Origin of the sequence: Chryseobacterium sp. PvR013 (genome assembly GCF_017833095.1) — a bacterium.
Taxonomy (GTDB): Bacteria; Bacteroidota; Bacteroidia; order Flavobacteriales; family Weeksellaceae; genus Chryseobacterium; species Chryseobacterium culicis_A.
In genome coordinates this window covers 5,034,061-5,053,010 of record NZ_JAFIBT010000001.1, presented here as the reverse complement: position 1 = coordinate 5,053,010, position 18,950 = coordinate 5,034,061, and the positions used below count along the sequence as shown (strand labels likewise).

The following is an 18,950-nucleotide window of genomic DNA, read 5'->3' as shown; positions in this document are numbered from 1 at the left end:
ATGTGGAAATAAAGAAATTACAAAAATTATCCTCTAATCCAAGTTTAGAATGGGGACATAACGGCTATACAACAGAAATAAGATACATCGTTTCATCTATAGAATCCGGAGGCTCTTTTGAGTTTATTTTAAAAGAAAAGTCTTTGCCTTATACCAAAACCTGGGAAACAACTTCTGAAGAACTGGAAGAACTCAATACAATTATTGAAAAGGAAAATTCTTTCGGTGCTTTTGTTGATGAAAAACTTGCAGGCTGGATTATTGGTGAACACAGGACATGGAACAACAGCTTTTATATTGAAAATATTCTGATTGACGAAAAGCACAGACGACAGGGAATCGGAGTCAACCTTATTAAAAGTGCGATCAAAGAAGCCAGAAGATTAAACTGCAGAGTTATTGAACTTGAAACACAAAATACCAACTATCCCGCTATACAGTTTTACAGAAGAATGGGATTCACTATTACCGGACTGAATACAAGGCTCTATGAAAATGCAGAGGAAATCGCACTTTTCATGACTTTAGATGTAGAATAAATCTCAAAATCTTACCCTCTTTTAATTCTAATACGTTAAAACACTTGTTAGTGTGTTAAAAATTTTATACATTAGTAATCAACAAATTAAAATCTGATTACTATGAAAAACCTTAAAAAACTTAAAAGGAATCAGCTTGTACTGATCAGTGGAGGTGACACTCCCTATGCATTATGTGATATGGATGGAAATTGTCCGCCTACTATAGGCTCTTACTATTGTAGTGACGGTACCTGTTACAGGGTTTCCGGTGGTGGCGGTAGCAATCCCGGATGTAACGAACCTATGCGCCTGTGCCAGGAATGGGAAACAGGATGCGGATGTGTTTATATGTAAAATATTTTTGTTAGATAAAATTTTGTTGAGGGCGGTTTTTACCGCTCTTTTTTATGACCTTTTCAAAGGCAAGACATGCTTACATTCTCCGGCAATTTCATTAATTTCGCAAAAACAGAAACTCCAATATCATGGAAAATCTTCTGAAATATATCAGATCTCTCACCCTATTTTCTGACGAAAGCTGGAAAATACTTCAGCCTGCTCTTTCGGAAAGGAATTACAGGAAAAATGAACTGATGTTACAGGAAGGTGAAATCTGCAACGCCTTATTTTATATTGATAAAGGATTTTGTAAGAGCTATTATGAAATAGAAGGAATCATAAAAAACACCGGATTTTTCTTTGAAAATGAAGTAGCAACCAATATCAGCAGTTTTGGAAGTGGTCAAAAGTCTGAATTTAATATCATCGCTTGTGAAGATCTGCATGTTATTATTTTTGATAAAACAAAATTATTTGAAGCAGCTAAAAATACACCTGAAATTGAAACACTAGGCCGCCATTGTATCCGGGAATTTGCTTCCAGACAAGAAGAATTTTCGAATCTGTTCAAACTTTATACAGCAAAACAGAGACTGGAATATCTAGAAACCCAACATCCCGAAATGCTGCAACGTGTCTCGCTCACTCAGCTGGCTTCATTTCTTGGAGTAGCAAGAGAAACATTAAGCAGAATCCGGAAACGAAGAATTACCCGTTAACGAATTACATCCAAAATAATATATGAAAACACTGATCTGGCAAGGAATTCTTTTCAAGTCTCTTGAATATTTTAATTTACAATCTGATGATAAAAGTCATAGCGTAACATCAAAAATCATCGGATCTTATGAAGATAAAATCTACGCTGTAAACTATAGCATTGTCATTGATAAAAACTGGATTGTTCAGAGTTTTTTAATCGAATCTGAAATCAATAACAGTAAAAGAACACTTACAGGAAAAAGAATCCGGGATCAATGGGAAATCAATAATGCTGTACATCATGAATTCAATAATTTTCCATTCATAGATATCTCACTTACGCCATTCACCAATACTTTACCAATCAACAACTTAAAACTTTCAGAAAACAGTTCTAAGAAAATTGATGTTATTTATATTGATGTTTTAAACCATCATATCAGACCTGTTCAGCAACAATACACCCGAACAGCAGCTAATAAATACCTGTATGAAAATATTGAAACCGATTTTAAAGCAGAAATCTCAGTGGATGAAAAAGGATTAGTTACCAATTATCCAAGACTGTTTGAAAAGATTGCAGAACTTTGAGACATAAAACAATATCACAAATGATGAGATAAAGCTGCGGTCCTTTTTTTCACAGCACACATATGATCCCTTATGCCCCAAGATAACAAAGCATAAAAATAAATATGGATGTCAATTTTTTAGGATTAATTGGTAATGTAATAAGGTTAATTTTTATTTTCAAACTCAACTATAAACAGCAACAGGAAGCATCTCAAAAAGATTTTGAAAAAGAAGGTGGCTATAGTATTCATTATAATTACAGGGGTATTGCTATTTCAGTAATTAAATAATATTCAGCGTAATAAACAGTCCTTTATAATTGTTATAAGGATATGAAAACAATTGCTCTCCTATTCTTTTTTTTCGTTTCCCTGACTGTCATTTCAGCTCAGAATCATCACTCCGAAGGTTTTTATGAAACTTCAGATCACGTAAAGATCAAGTACAAAGTCTCCGGAAAAGGAGAAGCCTGCATTTATATTCCCGGCGGTCCCGGACAGGGCTATCCATCGTTTGAACTGATGGGTGGAAACCATCTGGAAAAAAACATGCAGATGATTTATATGGATCAACGAGGTTCCGGGGCATCCGGTACTTCGGAAAACTATCATCTCGATAAAATGATTCAGGATATAGAAGAACTGAGACAGCATCTCCAATTGAAAAAAATCTTTCTCCTTGCTCATTCCTTTGGGGGAATCATTGCGGTCAGTTATGCAAAAAAATATCCCCAGCATACCAAAGGGCTTATCCTTGCCAATGTCACGCTCCACTTCCTGAATGATGAATCGGTTAAGGAACAGATTCAATACGGAAACAGTCTTCTACAGGCAAAAAACAAATCCGTTCCTAAAGACAGTCTGACCTTAGAACTTTCAAAAATAAGCAGTGCATTAAGGAAAAAAAGAATCGGATATAAATTTCTGACTGAAGATATTGAAACCATAAAAGAATCCGATAAGATTGATTCTCTCCATCCCCGAATCATCGACTTCGGAATGGCCGTTATCTCAAAACCTAAAGACTTCCCGGAATATTATGCAGATTACGCTCCCATTACAAAAGATATCTCTGTTCCTGTATTGATCATTACCGGAAAAAAAGATAAAGCTGTCGGTACTCAGCATTATAAAACCTTCCGTTTTCCCAATCAGAAAGTAGTATCCATTGATGGGGGACATCTTTTATACTATGAAAAAAATAAAGAGTTTGTGAACGCTGTCAGTCAGTTTGTGAATACTACAAAGTAATATTGTATTGACTATTTTACAAATATTAAGTTTTTGGCGCGGCCGGAGGCCGCGCTGAAACCATTCCTACATTATAAAAGTTCCCGTAAACCCTTCATCAACTGCCTCTACCCACTTCCGAACTCCCTTTAGACAGTTGTATAAGTATCTTTAGCCACTTCATGAACTGGCTATAACCAGTTAAGAACGGCCTCCAGCCCCTTCATCAACGGTCTCTACCCACTTATGTAACGGTCTGTATACCCTTCATTAACCCCCTGGAGGCACTTATCCAGGAGGTCTACCCCCTTACAGAACTATCTCTATCCCCATAAACAACCAGGTCTACCCCCTTGGGTAAGGGGGTAGAGGGACTTATAGAAGGGGGTATTGGAAGTTCAAAAAGTAGCTGTAGATACCGTTTTCAATGATTAGACTTGATTATGGTTTTCCGTAATGATTCAGATAAAAGAATCTTTAGTTTTGAAATACTATGATTTAATAAAAAATATTTATGAAAAAAGTCTCTATTATCTTTCTTTTATCATTCTGCCTATTTTCTAACGCACAAGAAAAAGAAAGTTTAAATTCAGCGACACGGAAATTTATTAGTGGTGCTGATTTTACTCAAATCAATAAAGATTGGAATGTCACTGCTGATTTCAGATCGGGGATTGGTGAACAAGTTTCCTTCTTTCCTGTGGAAGCTATCAATCTTAAAACAAATCAAAAAATGAAATCTATTCAGGTTAATATGAATATAAAATCAGATTTCATGGGAAAGTCAAAAGAATATTTCAAAACATCCTGGTTAGATTTAGATGAGGTAGAAGAATTTGTTCTGTTTATAGAACAATATGTAATCCCCAATTTAAAAGATAAAACAGAAAATAAACAGTCTACAAATTATATCTTTAACTCTAAAGAAATATCTTTCAATTTCTATATTGAAAAAAATACTCGTCGAATATCTATTTATCTAAAAGATTATGGTATAACTGATAATGAACATTATTTCTGGACAGAATCTCAGGTAAATAAAATACCTGAATTGTTGGAAATCTTAAAAAAAATAAATGGAAAATAATACAGCATTCTCCGCTGGCGCGAGCGTCCTCGCTCGTGTCCCTCATAATAATTTAATTCAAAATTCACTTAACATCCTCCCTCGTGAGCCCCTTAGATCTCTAAAAAATATATAACACAATAATGACAATGAGTTTTTAGTATTTTTATAATATGAGCAGAAAACACAAATTTCATGAAAAAGAAGGAGCTTATTTTATAAGCTTTGCCTCAGTATTCTGGATAGATATTTTTACACGAATGGAATATTTTGATATTCTTATTGAAGCATTAAGATATTGTAGAAAAAACAAAGGAATGATTATTTTCGGATATTGTATCGTGCCTAGTCATGTACATCTGTTATTCCGGTCAGAGAAATGCCAACCTTCAGAATTAATAAGAGATTTTAAAGGTTTTACAGCTAAAAAACTACTACAAGCTATTGAAGACAATACTCAGGAAAGCAGAAAAGAGTGGTTATTGTGGATGTTTAAAAAAGCAGGAAGCCAAAATTCTAATATAAAAAAGTATCAGTTTTGGCAACAAAATAATATGCCCATAGAGATATGGTCATTAAAAGTATTTGAACAAAAACTAAATTATGTTCATCAGAATCCTGTAGAATCTGGATTCGTTATGGAACCTTGGGAATGGAAATACAGCAGTGCCAGAAATTATTGTGACGATTATGAGAGGATTCTTGAAATAGATGTTAATTTATAATGTGGACACGAGCGAGACGCTCGCGCCAGCGAATCCTCAAACGAAAGACCTAAATGAAGTCGTAATGCATAAAAAAAACCGCACCAAAAGGTGCGGTTTTTTTTATATAAAATCCAGTAAATTAAAATTTAAGATCTCCATTCACTTCTCTTACCGCGTTAGCAGCTTCAGCGAATTTCAATTGCTCTTCAGCAGTCAAAGTTACGTTTACAATTGATTCTACTCCGTTTGCTCCGATAATTGCTGGAACACCAAGGCAGATATCATTTTGTCCGTATTCTCCTTCAAGCATTAAAGAACAAGGGATCATTTTCTTCTGGTCACATGCAATAGCCTGAACCATTACAGAAACTGCTGCACCTGGAGCATACCAAGCTGAAGTTCCTAATAATTTAGTAAGAGTAGCTCCTCCTACTTTAGTTTCTTCGATTACATATTTTTGTTGCTCATCACTCAAGAATTCAGTTACAGGAACCCCATTTCTTGTCGCTTTGCTCAATAATGGAAGCATACCTGTATCACTGTGAGCAGCGATTACCATACCGTCAACATCAGAAATTGGAGCTTCCAATGCTTCAGCCAATCTGTATTTGAATCTTGCAGAGTCTAATGCACCACCCATTCCGATGATTTTGTGCTTAGGAAGACCTGAAGTTTTGTGAACAAGGTAAGCCATAGTATCCATTGGGTTAGAAACCACGATGATGATTACTTCCGGAGAATGTTTTACTAAGTTTTCAGTAACTTCTTTCACGATACCAGCGTTGATACCGATCAATTCTTCTCTTGTCATTCCAGGTTTTCTTGGAATCCCTGAAGTGATTACTGCTACATGAGAACCTGCAGTTTTGCTGTAATCTCCTGTTGTACCCGTAATTTTTGTATCAAATCCGTTAAGAGATGCTGTCTGCATCAAGTCCATTGCTTTTCCTTCAGCAAACCCTTCTTTAATGTCTACCAAAACTACTTCTGAACAGAAGTTCTTCATTGCGATGTATTCTGCACAGCTTGCTCCTACAGCGCCTGCACCTACTACAGTTACTTTCATATTGTTACTTTTTAAAAATTATTTTTTGTTAGTTAAGTTTAAATTTGAAACTCCCCAAATTTAACAATTCCTGAAAAATTGAGCAATTTTTCAGGAATTTAATTAGATTTAAAATAAATTAGTTGACGTTCAGTAAAAACGTATATAATTTTTTCGCGCCGGAAAGCACTTCATTGTAGTTTTCTTCAGTTACCTCTGTATCCAGAACTTCTTTAAAATTCTTCCACATAGGCCATGTATTTTCCTGATAACATCCGAAAAAGTTGAAGGTAACCTCATCAAATCCTTCCGTTTTAGAAAGCTGTTTTGCAATTACATTTCCACCAAGGGTAGAACCTTCAATCACATACATGGCTCCAAGTGCTTCATGCTCGTTATTGAAATCCAGAGGATGAGATACTTCCTGATTTTCCAGAGAAAGGCTTTTCAGGTCTTTTTCAATAAGGGAGAGTTTTTTTCTTGCATCCAGCTGAAGTTTCTCTGCATACTTACCGGAAAGGCTGTTGAATATTTTATCTTCACTGTGAAGAAGCATCAGGTAATTGGTGTGGATAATCTTTTTATAATCCTCTAAAGTGAAAGTTTTGTTAAAGATCTTTTCAGAATTAAAAAGTTTTTCTGCTGCATCGTGATAATCTGCTGTATTCTGTTTAAGATATTCTGATACCATACATAACGTTTTAAAAGTTTCTCAAATATAAGGCTTTTTGAACGTTAAAATAAAGGAAGTACCCTCACTGTTGCTTTCAAAATCCACATTTCCTCCCAATCTTTTCATAATGCGGTGTACAATAGACAGCCCTACTCCGTTTCCTTTAAACTTCTTGGCATTATCCATTCTGTTGAAGATTTTAAACATCTTATGTTTCTCCTCTTCAGGAATACCAATACCATTATCAGAAATCCTGTAAATAATAGTCTGGCCGTCTTCAATTCCTTCAATTTCCACTTGCGGAAGATCTTTATGGGACGAATACTTAACCGCATTATTGATGATATTCAAAAATACCTGATGAAGCATGGTTTTATCAGCCATGACATCCGGGCATTCCTTAATGATAATTTCACTGTTCGGACTGCCGTAGGTCATCTTGGCGTTTTCGGAAATTTTCTCAATTGTATGAGCCGTTTTAAGACTTTCAAGCTGAATTTCGCTATGTTTCGCACGACTGAGCTGCAGTACATCATGCATCATTTCTGCCATATTGTCGATTTCCTCGATAATCGAATTAATCTTGGTCTTGTTTTTTCCAGAATCATCTCTAAGATTTCCCAAAAGCATTTGAGCATTCAGCTTCATTACAGTCAAAGGAGTTCCCAGATCATGGGAGATGGTATAAGAAAAACTGTCAAGCTCTTCATTTACTTTTTTAAGCTCATCATTAAGCCTTTTGATTGCATTATAATTTTTATGAGAAGTTTCTAAAATGAGGTCCCTTACAGCCTGTACAGCACTCACATTTCTGGAATTCCATCTTTTAGAATAGCCTTTGATATTTTCAGTAAAAATACGGAAGGAAGTTCTGGGTGATATCATCTGTCTTTCTTCGCCGTTCTGAGAAAACACACTTATTCTTTTCTCCGGATTTCCAGCCCAGTTGATGTGTTCATCAAACTCTTTCCGAAACCAGATCAGCATTTCATTTTTATCTCTTTCAATAAAGTAAATAACAATTCCTGCTGCATTTTCAGACAGATCCAGCTCTTTACCATGGTCTTTAAGGAAGTTTCGGCTCACATAAATCAGATCACTGGTATTTTCAAGTGCCCATTTTGCAATGGTACTGATACTTTCCAACCCTGGAGTATTTCCGTCTGTCACAATATTCTCATCGGAAACAATGGCAAGCCCGTCTGCTTCAGGTAAGTTTCGGATCTCTTTTTTGCATTCGATAAGAGAATCAAACAGGTTATGGTGCTTTAGAAATTCCGTTTTCATCTGAGACATTTTCTCATTCAGTTCCAAACGGTAGTTCAGCTCACTTTTAGATTTAAAAGATGAATAGGCATTCGCAGCCAGCGTGGTAAAAATTCCGGCCTGTACTCTATCCTCAAGGTCAATATGCTTGGGTTCTACATTCTGGCAGGTAACCAGCCCCCAAAGATGATCATCAATAATAATAGAAACACTGAAGCTTGAAGCCGCTCCCGAATTTTTAAGATACTGCCCATGAACAGGCGACATCCCTCTGGAAGCTGAAAAAGTAAGATCAATACTTTCCGCACTTTTGCTTAAAATAGGAACAGTATCAGCATATACATTACTGAAAATTCTTTTTCTTTTTTTCAGATAAAGATCCCGTGCCTGTTTCGGAATGTCAGACTCCGGATAATGAAGCCCCAGAAAACTTTCCATATTTTCATTTTTCCTTTCGGCAATTACCTTTCCGGAACCGTCCATCATGAATTTATAGACCATCATCCGGTCATAGTTTACCACCTTTGACAGCGTTTCCAGAAGATGATTCCAGAGTTCTTTTTCGTTATCAATGATGTAAAAATTGTCATACTTATTGGAAATCCTCTTGTCAGGATTGAGCAGGACTTCTTCGAATTCAAGAAAAATGGAAGATTCACTCCTGAAAACAGAAAAGTGATACTCTTTTTCGTTGATAAAAATTTTATCGAAATAGGTTTCGTTTTTACGTCTGGTAAACCTTTCCAGAGAAGTATATATTTCTGAATTGATAATACTCTGAAAGCTTTCGGGAAAGTCTGTAATCTTCTTTTCGAAAAGCTTTTCCGGGTTTTCGATGGTAAATATATCCGAGATATTCCTGCTAAAAAAAGTGATGGTGTGGGATTCCGCATCAATGCCAATCAAATAGCCAAAACTTTGTATAGAACCCGGAATATGGATAGGTTCTTCATGACATTCTACAAAATTCATATATCTCTTCAGTCTATTAATCAAATATAGCGTTTTTTTGAACAGTGTTTACTTTTGTGGTATATAATTTCAAAGTACACTCTACGACGCATTCATGGGAGATAACAGATAAAAAATGTAGTAAAAATGCATTTAAATATTCTTCATTTTCACCCCTTTTTTATGCCATATCATTAAAATATACGAAAAAAAATCCAATAATAAGGTTATGCACTCTTTAATCATGATTCATAACATGGATTACAGATTATTAACTTTAATAATTGTTTTATTTAAACAATTTTCGCTAAATTTATATCACCAAATAATGAATATGATCAAAATTAATTGAATTATTCACAATAAATTCAATATAAAATTTAAATTCAAATAATACTATTATGAAAAAGTTCCCATTAATTTTATTTTCTCTGATCCTCTCTGTAGGATTGTGGAATCCATCAGAAGCATGTACAAGGGTAGTTTACAAAGGACCGCAGAACACCGTTATTACAGCCCGTTCTATGGACTGGCGTGATGAAATCCCGGCCAATTTATGGGTTTTGCCAAAAGGTATAGACCGTAACGGGCAGGTAGGTTCTAAATCAGTAAAATGGACTGCCAAATACGGAAGCCTCGTCAGTACGTCATGGGATATTGCATCATCAGACGGAATGAACGAAAAAGGATTGGTTGCTAATCTGCTTTGGCTGGGAGAATCCCAATACCCAAAATTCGATGGAAAAGGAAGTAAAAAGGGAATTGCCATCTCATTATGGGCACAATATTATCTTGATAATTTCGCTACTGTAAAAGAAGCTGTAGAGCATTCACAAAAAGAACCGTTCGTGATTGTAAGTGATTATATTCCGGGAACAGAGAGATTTACAACCGTTCACCTTTCCATTTCCGATGCTTCAGGAGACAGTGCCGTATTCGAATATATTAACGGAAAACAGGTGATCCACCATGATCCTTCTTACACTGTTATGACCAACTCTCCTATTTTTGAGGAACAGCTCGCTCTTAACAATTACTGGAAAGGGATTCCCGGAACAGTTATGCTTCCCGGAACCAACCGTGCTGCAGACCGCTTTGTGAGAGCTTCATACTACATCAATGCAATTCCGCAGACTTCCGATACCCGCACAGCAGTAGCCAGTGTTTTCAGTGTCATCAGAAACTGTTCTGTACCTTATGGAATCTCTTCCGCTACCGAACCCAATATTTCATCCACAAGATGGCGTTCTGTTTCGGATCAGAAAAACCTGGTATATTATTTTGAAACCGTTTTCACTCCCAACACATTCTGGGTAGATCTTAAAGATTTTGACTTAAGCTCTAAAGGAAAAGTGATGAAACTGGATCTCAGTAATAATAACACCTACAACGGTAAATCCAATGCAAGTTTTAAAGAATCTGCACCCTTCACATTCTTGGGATTAAAATAGATATTTCGCCACAAAAAATGCTTGCGCTTAGTAAACAATGCCCTAAGTATGCCCCATTATGATTTTATGAGATACTAAAACGGGCTGAATAAGCAGTTGTGGTAAAATAGAGTTCACAATAAAAAAACAAAAAATAGATATGGCCTTTTTTTCGATTAAAAAGAAAAGCCTGATCCTGTGCATGCTGGCTTGTGCGTTATCAGCCCATGCACAAAATCAGGATTCTCTGAAGACCACACCTCCTCCACAGGAAGAAGACAATGTAAAATATCCACAGCTGCAGATCAAAGGCCTTTTTCAGGCACGTTATCTGGTAGGAATGTCTAAAGATGTTGATGTAAACGGGCTTCATCATACCGATGGCTCCGGAACCGATAATAATTTCATGCTCAAATACATGAGGGTTCAGGTTCGGGCACAGATCAGTAAACGAACGGAAGTTGTTGTTTTGGCCAACCTTGCCGATTTTAAAAATGACCCCAAAAGCAGAGTTCTTGAAAATGCTTATCTGAAGTATACTTTCAATCCTAAATTAGCCATTACTGTAGGACAGTTCAGACCTTGGTTTGGTATTGAAGAGACTTACCCTATTGATATTATTAAATCTTTAGACTGGTCCAATCAATATACGGAATTTGGAAAACTGGGCTGGACAAGCTTCCAGATCGGGATGTCTGCTACTGGACAACTTCAACTGGGAGAAATACCCTTCCAATATGCAGTTTCCGTGGTGAACGGAAATGGAAAAAATCAGATCAACGATAATGACAACGGAAAGCAGTACTCTACCCGTCTTGTTTTCGGATTATCAAAAAAATATCATTTCAATGTAGGTCTGAATGGAGGTACCGGAGAAGTTTTCAGCAAAAAAGTGTATGCCTTAGGTATAGATCTAAGCTCACTGATCCAATTTGATCCAAAATGGAGCCTTGATATGCAGCTGGAAGCCAAACAGGCAACCAACCACGTTCTGTATAACTCCATTGCCCCGGAATTACGTCCTGACAATCCTGATCAGTATCTTATCCGTGGAGCCTACTTCCTGCCGAACCTGAGATATGAGATCAACCACAAAAATCTCAGTGCTTTCGAATTATCCTGCCGCTACGAATATCTTGACACCAATTTCAGAATGGCTTCTAACCCAAGACAAACCATTACCCCAATGTTCGGATTGGAATTCCTGAAAAATTACGGAGCAAGAATTCAGCTGGGAGTACAGTTTGACCGCTACAAATATCAGGTGGAAAACACCTCACAATACAACAACAATCTATTTATAGTGCAAGTACAAAGTAGGTTTTAAACGATTAAATAGTTAGTATCATGAAAGAAATTAATATCAAAAACGTAGCGATCACATTTGTTGTTGCGTTAATCATATGGTTCATCCCTGCTCCGGAGGGTGTTGCCGAGAATGCCTGGCATCTTTTTGCCATCTTTGCGGCAACTATTTTAGGGATCATTCTTAAAGCTGCTCCAATGGGTACAATGTGTATGATGGCCATTGGTTTTACAGCCCTTACGCAGGTAGTTGCTCCGGGAGATGCCGGAAAATCCATTACCAAAGCGCTTTCCGGTTTTGGAGACAAAGTAATCTGGCTGATCGGGATTTCATTCTTTATTGCCAGAGGATTTATCAAAACAGGATTGGGAAACCGTATCGCCTTTTTATTCATCAGGGTCTTTGGTAAAAGTTCACTGGGACTTGCGTACGGATTAGGGCTTGCTGATGTTTGTCTGGCTCCTGCTATTCCGAGTAATACAGCAAGAGGTGGTGGGATTATCTACCCTATTATGAAATCTATGGCAATAAGCTTCGATTCCGTTCCTGAAAAACCGGAAACCCATAGAAAACTGGGATCATTCCTGACTTTGAACAGCTACTATATGAACCTCATCGCTTCTTCCATGTTCCTTACCGGAACAGCAAGTAATCCGATGTGTCAGAAATTTGCAGCCAATCTTGGGATTGATATTACCTGGATGTCATGGGCTGCAGCAGGTTTCATTCCGGGTGCGGTAGCATTCTTTGTCGTTCCTTTGGTATTGTACAAATTATATCCGCCTGAACTGAAAAAAACGGGTGATGCTCCGAAAATGGCCGCTCAGAAATTAAAAGAAATGGGTCCTATTTCCAGAAACGAATGGCTAATGCTGCTGGCATTTTTTATTCTGCTGGCCCTTTGGATATTTGGGGGAGCACTTTCTATTGATGCTACCACTACAGCATTCATCGGATTAACATTATTGCTGTTAACTTCAGTATTAACCTGGGAAGATGTAAAAGGAGAGAAAGGAGCATGGGATACTATCGTTTGGTTCGCCGTACTGGTGATGATGGCAAGCTCTTTAAATGAATTAGGTTTCATTGGATGGTTCAGTAACCTTATCAAAGTACAAATTGGAGGTTTGAGCTGGCAGGTAGCTTTCCCGGTTATTATTATAGTCTATTTCTTCAGTCACTATATTTTTGCCAGTGCCACCGCTCACGTAGCAGCTATGTATGCAGCATTGCTGGGTGTTGGGGTTTCTTTAGGAATTCCTCCTATGCTGTTGGCAATGATGCTTGGTTTCATGGGTTCTATTTATGGAGTACTTACCCATTATGGCCACGGTCCGGCTCCGGTATTCTTCGGAAGTGGATATGTAGATCTCAAAGCCTGGTGGGTAAGAGGTCTTGAAATAGGAATCGTACTATTGATCATTTATATGGTTGTAGGAGGATTGTGGATGAAAGTCTTAGGATATTATTAATCAATAAATCAAAAATATGTTATCAACACTGTCAAGAAAAATGCTGATGTGCCTTACAGGACTCTTTTTGGGATTCTTCCTGTTGATTCATTTCCTTGGAAATCTTCAGCTTTTTCTTCCACAAGAACAGGCACACCTGCAATTTAATGCCTATTCGCATTTTTTATCAGGAAATATTATCATCAAAATAGTTTCTTACGTTTTGTATGCCAGTATTATTCTGCATGCTGTAGACGGACTGATCATTACGCTAAAAAATAAAAAGTCTGGTGGCGGTTATCAGACAGACAGACGTGGAAGAGCCAGTAAATGGGCTTCCAGAAATATGGGAATCCTCGGGACATTAATTCTGATTTTCCTGGTGATCCATTTCCAGAACTTCTGGTATATCTACAAATTCGGAAATCCGCCTTTGGATGAGAATGGAAATAAAGATCTCTACATTCTGGTAGTGAATGTCTTTAAAGAATGGTGGTATGTTATCATTTATGTTTTATCAATGATTGCTTTATGCTATCACCTGATTCATGGGATACACAGTGCAGTAAGAACGCTGGGACTGTATCATCCTAAGTTTGTACGATGGTTCAAAACGATTGGGATTGCCTATTCAATCATTATCTGTGTAGGTTTTGCATTGATGCCGGTGTATGTATTCTTTACTTATCATTAAACAGAACGGTCATGATTTTAGATTCAAAAATACCACAAGGCCCATTGGAACATAAATGGGAAAATTATAAAAAGAAAGCAAGACTCGTTAATCCTGCCAACCGTAAAAAACTGGATGTTATTGTTGTAGGAACAGGGCTGGCGGGAAGTTCTATTGCAGCTTCTTTGGGAGAGATGGGCTATAATGTCAAATCATTCTGTTTTCAGGACAGCCCGAGAAGAGCACACTCTGTGGCAGCGCAGGGAGGTGTAAATGCAGCAAAAAACTATAAAAACGATGGTGACAGCGTATACAGAATGTTTGTAGACACGCTAAAAGGCGGAGATTTCAGAGCCCGTGAAGCCAATGTATACCGTATGGCAGAATGTTCTCTGAACCTTATTGACCACGCTGTAGCTCAAGGCGTACCTTTCGGTCGTGAATACGGAGGCTATCTGAATAACCGTTCTTTCGGTGGAGTTCAGGTAAGCCGTACTTTTTATGCCAGAGGACAAACCGGACAACAGCTGCTTCTGGGAGCTTATCAGGCTTTAATGCGACAGGTTGGAAAAGGCTCCGTACAATTATTTTCAAGACATGAAATGCTTGATCTGGTTACCGTTGATGGGAAAGCCAGAGGAATTATCGTTAGGAATTTAGACACCGGAGAAATTGAAAGACATGCAGCACATGCTGTAATATTGGCAACAGGTGGCTACGGAAAAATCTATTACCTGTCTACCCTTGCCATGGGATGTAATGGCTCTGCCATATGGAGAGCTCATAAAAAAGGAGCTTTAATGGCTTCTCCAAGCTGGATTCAGGTACACCCTACTTCTCTTCCGCAATCCGGAGATTATCAGTCTAAACTGACCTTAATGTCTGAATCATTGCGTAATGACGGACGAATCTGGGTTCCGTTGAAAGAAGGTGAAAACAGACCACCCAATGATATTCCGGAAAATGAAAGGGATTATTATCTGGAAAGAAGATATCCGGCTTTCGGAAATCTTGCGCCAAGGGATATTTCTTCCCGTGCGGCAAAGGAAAGAATTGATGCCGGTTTCGGAATCGGACCTTTGAAAAATGCAGTATATCTTGATTTTTCAAAAGCAATACAGGAACAGGGAAAAGATAAGATCAGCGAAAAATATGGAAACTTATTTGATATGTATCTTAAAATAACAGGATATGATGCCTATAAGGAACCTATGATGATCTCTCCTTCTGCACACTTTTCAATGGGCGGGCTTTGGGTAGATTATGAACTGATGACCACTGTGCCGGGACTTTTTGCTTTAGGTGAAGCTAATTTTGCAGATCATGGTGCCAACAGATTAGGCGCAAACTCTCTTTTACAGGCTTCAGTAGACGGATATTTCATTGCTCCCTATACGATTGCCAATTATCTGGCCGATGAAATTCATACCGGAAAAATTTCAACGGATACTCCGGAATTTGAACAGGCTGAACAAGCAGTGAAAGAACAGATCCAGGACTTTATGAACATCAAAGGAACCAAAACTGTTGATTATTTCCACAAAACATTGGGAAAACTCCTGTACGATTATTGCGGTCTGGCCAGAAACGAAGAAGGATTGAAATATGCCATTCAGGAGATCAGAAAACTGAAACAGGAATTCTACAAAGATGTAAGAGTTTCCGGACAGGGAGATAAAATGAATACCGAACTGGAAAAAGCAGGCCGTGTTGCCGATTATTTCGAAATCGGAGAACTGATGTGCTATGATGCATTAACCCGTAACGAATCCTGTGGAGCTCATTTCCGGGAAGAGTTCCAGACAACGGATGGAGAAGCGATGAGAAATGATACCGAATATCAGTTTATCTCTGCCTGGGCATGGACGGGTGAAAATGGCGAACCAGCATTGATTAAAGAGCCTTTAATCTTTGAAGAGATTCAGCCAACGGTAAGAAGTTACAAATAAAAAACAGAAAATTATGGATTTACATCTTAAGATATGGAGACAGAAAGACAGAAAAAGTGAAGGAAAACTCGTTGGTTATGACCTGAAAGGATTGAATTCCCATATGTCTTTCTTAGAAATGCTGGATACCCTGAATGAAAAACTGATCACTGAGGGAGATGAACCTGTAGAGTTTGATCACGACTGCCGTGAAGGAATCTGCGGACAATGTGGGATGATGATTAACGGTATTGCCCATGGTCCCCTGAAAAATACAACAACCTGCCAGCTTCATTTAAGGTCTTTTAAAGATGGGGAAACGATTCTGATAGAACCATTCCGGGCTGAAGCATTTCCTGTAAAGAAAGATTTAAAAGTAGACCGTTCTGCTTTTGACAGAATTATATCTTCAGGAGGTTTTGTATCTGTAAATACCGGCCAGGCTCCTGATGCAACGGCCATTCCGGTGACTCACCAAACGGCTGAAGAAGCTTTTGATTCTGCTGCATGTATCGGATGTGGAGCTTGTGTGGCTACCTGTAAAAATGGAAGTGCCGCCTTATTTACCTCTGCAAAGATTACCCACATGGCACTTCTTCCTCAGGGGAAAGAGGAACGAAGTAAAAGAGTGTTGGATATGATTGCACAAATGGATACGGAATTATTCGGGCACTGCTCCAATACGGAAGCCTGTGAAGTAGAATGCCCTCAGGGAATTTCCGTACTCAATATCGCCAGAATGAATTTTGAGTATAACAGAGCTTTGTTTTTCAGAAAGAAGAATTAAATGAGACCAAAGTCGAAATGATACTATTTAAAAGGACGAATTTGCTTATTGACAAATTCGTCCTTTTTGTTTTTCTATAAAATTCACATTCCTATGCTTCTATCATCGCTACTACTCTCGCCGGAGCTGCAGATCCTCCGACAATTTTAAGAGGAAATACACAGATCTTAAATCCGGACGGAGGCAATGCTCCAAGATTGGTAAGCTGCTCGATATGTAAATATTCTTTCTCAATTCCTACGCGGTGGCCTTCCCAGAAGAATTCGGGATCATTCAGTTCTTTGGCTTTTTGAGCCATATATTTTAGAGGAAGATCCCAGCCCCACTGATCAATTCCCATTACTTTCACGCCCTGGTCAATCAGCCACTCTGTAGCTTCTTTGCTCATTCCTGTTCCTTTTTCTACAAAATCAGGAGTTCCCATCATCTTATCACGATCCGTTCTGATCAGTACAATATTTCCTTCCTGGATAGTGATTCCGTTTTTATTCAGATCATTTTTCAGATCATCTACCGTGATGGCTACAAAATCTTCTTTATGAGTACAGTCGATCACAATTCCTTCTCCATAACACCACTCCAATGGAATCTGGTCTATTGTTTTAGCAGGTTTCCCTTCTACTACAGGGCCGTAATGCCATGGAGCATCAATATGGGTCGTAGCATGAAGTCCCATATTTTTGATGGTATCATCTGCCCAACCCGTCCAGTTTTTAGGAAAAAGTCTTGAAGGAAGTCTCAGTGCCAGACGAATCAGCCAATGTGATTTTCTGTGTGCTTTATGTTTGATTTTCACCCGCATGAACCATGGGTCGCCTGCATTATACTGAATAGGCTTTGTTAAATCGACAAGTGTTGTTTTCATATGATTTAGCTAAGGAAGCAAAGATAATGAATAAGGTAAAAAGTACGAATAGATATTAGCAAACGAAAAAAGATTAGCCTTTACTAATCTTTTTCCAATTCTATCGGGTTTTCATATTTTTTATTTTCTTCTCTTTCTTTTTGTCTCTGCCTTATCATTTCTTGGCCTTGTATAATAGTGGTTTCAGAACTTTGAAGTACACCCATTAAATTGGCATTAGCATCTTTTACCGCTTTTTCAAATTTCGGTCGAGTTGTTTCAAAAGCTTCATTATATCGATTTTCGTTCATCTTAATTAATTTACCTTTTAACTTAAATGCAGGTGTAGATTTTACAAGCTCAAAATCATACTCTTCTTTGTCATCTGTTATTTTAACAATCAATCCAGGCAATCCGCTAAATTTATATGGCCCACAGGGTAAAGGAATTTCGGGAGAATACCAGGCGGTCCAATTTCGCCCCTTAAAGGTAACTTCTGCTTTTTTACAATTTATTGTGTTTATTATTTTTGTATCATTACTTAATTTCCAATTCTTAATGACCGGTTCTTTATAGGTGAGTATTGACATTCCAACTAAGTTAAAATACTGTATATTTTCATTTGATTGTATTATGGTAAAGGCAAATTTTGTTTTTGGAACGGATACTCCCTTCGAACTTAACAGTTTTGCTCCATTTTCCAACGTTTTTATCGGAAGTGCTTGAAATACTGAATCTCTTTTCAGTGATTGAATACTTGCAAAAAAAGAACGTTTATCACCTACCTGTAATGAAAAAAGTTCTTCATGTCTATAATCAGGAGTTAATGTATTCAATTTGGCTTTTAATAAATAGGTAAACTCACCACGCAGAGTATCTTTTTTATGTAATTGAGAAAAAAATAAGACGCTAAAACATAAGCTTAATAATTGAAATATTTTTTTATAGTAATACATAGAATTATTTTGGATTACAAAAAAATTTGCACTTATAACTTTATTTTGCACTTATAACTTTATAAGGTCATAAGTGCAAATAATTAAATATGAAACATTATTTACAGTAATTTGCTTCGAGATTAGCAAGCCACTGATTTGCTTGTTCAGCAGTCCAATCTTGAGTTGTAGTAGCAGTCTGACCACAAAATTCTGCAATCCACACCTGTTTAATACCTCCTTTTACAGTTTTAAGGTCTTCACGAGTCAATTTTTTTAATTTTTTCATAAAATATGTTTTTTGGTTAGATCATAAATATATATAACTAACTCTTATCCATAGCATGTCTTTTATTATGTTAAGTAGCTATTTATCTGAGTAAAACATATTTTTCACTTAAAGATTTTCCGTATAAAACTGAATGGGTTTTATCATATTAGTTAAACAAAAAAGCATTTATTAAAAAATACTTTTGGGTATTTTTTAATATGTTAAATAATTAATTTCAAACAGAGATTTTTAG

20 protein-coding genes are annotated in these 18,950 nt (G+C 37.3%); 14 read left to right on the top strand and 6 right to left on the bottom strand.

From position 1 onward, the window contains the following. Positions 1 to 2 precede the first annotated feature (2 nt). The 8 genes from JOE44_RS22995 (at position 3) to JOE44_RS22960 (ending at position 5,155) form a co-directional block, all read left to right on the top strand. Positions 3 to 539, top strand: coding sequence for a GNAT family N-acetyltransferase (locus JOE44_RS22995; protein WP_209788014.1), 537 nt, complete (start codon positions 3 to 5; stop codon positions 537 to 539). Positions 540 to 641: 102 nt separating this feature from the next. Beyond that, positions 642 to 875: a hypothetical protein gene (locus JOE44_RS22990; RefSeq protein WP_149386744.1), complete on the top strand. Its 234-nt coding sequence runs from the start codon at positions 642 to 644 to the stop codon at positions 873 to 875. A 131-nt stretch (positions 876 to 1,006) separates the two neighbouring features. Then, positions 1,007 to 1,579 carry a Crp/Fnr family transcriptional regulator gene (locus JOE44_RS22985; protein ID WP_209788011.1) on the top strand — a complete coding sequence of 191 codons (573 nt, stop codon included), beginning with the start codon at positions 1,007 to 1,009 and terminating at the stop codon, positions 1,577 to 1,579. 22 nt (positions 1,580 to 1,601) lie between these two features. Further along, a complete protein-coding gene (locus JOE44_RS22980; protein ID WP_209788008.1) occupies positions 1,602 to 2,153 on the top strand; it encodes a putative glycolipid-binding domain-containing protein in 552 nt (183 codons plus the stop codon). Between the two features lie 104 nt (positions 2,154 to 2,257). Further along, a complete protein-coding gene (locus JOE44_RS22975) occupies positions 2,258 to 2,425 on the top strand; it encodes a hypothetical protein (protein WP_209788005.1) in 168 nt (55 codons plus the stop codon). 42 nt (positions 2,426 to 2,467) lie between these two features. Beyond that, entirely contained in the window at positions 2,468 to 3,385 is a 918-nt protein-coding gene (locus JOE44_RS22970) for an alpha/beta hydrolase (protein ID WP_209788002.1), read from the top strand. A 493-nt stretch (positions 3,386 to 3,878) separates the two neighbouring features. Continuing rightward, a complete protein-coding gene (locus JOE44_RS22965; protein ID WP_209787999.1) occupies positions 3,879 to 4,451 on the top strand; it encodes a hypothetical protein in 573 nt (190 codons plus the stop codon). 152 nt (positions 4,452 to 4,603) lie between these two features. Then, the gene (locus JOE44_RS22960) at positions 4,604 to 5,155 is read left to right on the top strand and encodes a transposase (RefSeq protein WP_209787997.1); all 552 of its coding nucleotides are present in this window, start codon (positions 4,604 to 4,606) and stop codon (positions 5,153 to 5,155) included. A gap of 121 nt (positions 5,156 to 5,276) precedes the next feature. On the opposite strand, the gene JOE44_RS22955 is transcribed toward JOE44_RS22960, so the two are convergent. The 3 genes from JOE44_RS22955 to JOE44_RS22945 form a co-directional block, all read right to left on the bottom strand. Beyond that, positions 5,277 to 6,203, bottom strand: coding sequence for a malate dehydrogenase (locus JOE44_RS22955; protein WP_034699354.1), 927 nt, complete (start codon positions 6,201 to 6,203; stop codon positions 5,277 to 5,279). Between the two features lie 118 nt (positions 6,204 to 6,321). Continuing rightward, the gene (locus JOE44_RS22950) at positions 6,322 to 6,873 is read right to left on the bottom strand and encodes a biliverdin-producing heme oxygenase (RefSeq protein ID WP_209787994.1); all 552 of its coding nucleotides are present in this window, start codon (positions 6,871 to 6,873) and stop codon (positions 6,322 to 6,324) included. A gap of 21 nt (positions 6,874 to 6,894) precedes the next feature. Further along, entirely contained in the window at positions 6,895 to 9,093 is a 2,199-nt protein-coding gene (locus JOE44_RS22945) for an ATP-binding protein (protein ID WP_209787983.1), read from the bottom strand. A gap of 380 nt (positions 9,094 to 9,473) precedes the next feature. On the opposite strand from JOE44_RS22945, the gene JOE44_RS22940 reads away from it, so the two are divergent. The 6 genes from JOE44_RS22940 (at position 9,474) to JOE44_RS22915 (ending at position 16,647) form a co-directional block, all read left to right on the top strand. Further along, complete coding sequence (locus tag JOE44_RS22940) at positions 9,474 to 10,523, top strand: linear amide C-N hydrolase (protein ID WP_209787980.1); 1,050 nt, start codon at positions 9,474 to 9,476, stop codon at positions 10,521 to 10,523. Between the two features lie 139 nt (positions 10,524 to 10,662). Further along, complete coding sequence (locus tag JOE44_RS22935) at positions 10,663 to 11,829, top strand: porin (RefSeq protein ID WP_209787977.1); 1,167 nt, start codon at positions 10,663 to 10,665, stop codon at positions 11,827 to 11,829. Positions 11,830 to 11,849: 20 nt separating this feature from the next. Then, on the top strand, positions 11,850 to 13,280 hold the full coding sequence (locus JOE44_RS22930) for an anion permease (protein WP_079242846.1): 1,431 nt from the start codon (positions 11,850 to 11,852) through the stop codon (positions 13,278 to 13,280). 16 nt (positions 13,281 to 13,296) lie between these two features. Continuing rightward, on the top strand, positions 13,297 to 13,953 hold the full coding sequence (locus tag JOE44_RS22925; RefSeq protein ID WP_209787974.1) for a succinate dehydrogenase cytochrome b subunit: 657 nt from the start codon (positions 13,297 to 13,299) through the stop codon (positions 13,951 to 13,953). A gap of 11 nt (positions 13,954 to 13,964) precedes the next feature. After that, positions 13,965 to 15,881 carry a fumarate reductase/succinate dehydrogenase flavoprotein subunit gene (locus tag JOE44_RS22920; RefSeq protein WP_209787972.1) on the top strand — a complete coding sequence of 639 codons (1,917 nt, stop codon included), beginning with the start codon at positions 13,965 to 13,967 and terminating at the stop codon, positions 15,879 to 15,881. Between the two features lie 13 nt (positions 15,882 to 15,894). After that, positions 15,895 to 16,647, top strand: a complete 753-nt coding sequence (locus JOE44_RS22915; RefSeq protein ID WP_079242849.1) for a succinate dehydrogenase/fumarate reductase iron-sulfur subunit — start codon at positions 15,895 to 15,897, stop codon at positions 16,645 to 16,647. Positions 16,648 to 16,738: 91 nt separating this feature from the next. Here JOE44_RS22915 and JOE44_RS22910 read toward each other — a convergent pair whose 3' ends face one another. From JOE44_RS22910 to JOE44_RS22900, 3 genes are all read right to left on the bottom strand, one after another. Next, positions 16,739 to 17,512 (bottom strand): cyclase family protein, encoded by a 774-nt coding sequence (locus JOE44_RS22910; RefSeq protein WP_209787969.1) that lies wholly within the window; start codon positions 17,510 to 17,512, stop codon positions 16,739 to 16,741. An 83-nt stretch (positions 17,513 to 17,595) separates the two neighbouring features. Beyond that, a complete protein-coding gene (locus JOE44_RS22905) occupies positions 17,596 to 18,447 on the bottom strand; it encodes a GLPGLI family protein (protein ID WP_209787966.1) in 852 nt (283 codons plus the stop codon). A gap of 97 nt (positions 18,448 to 18,544) precedes the next feature. Then, positions 18,545 to 18,715, bottom strand: a complete 171-nt coding sequence (locus tag JOE44_RS22900) for a hypothetical protein (protein ID WP_209787962.1) — start codon at positions 18,713 to 18,715, stop codon at positions 18,545 to 18,547. Positions 18,716 to 18,950 lie beyond the last annotated feature (235 nt).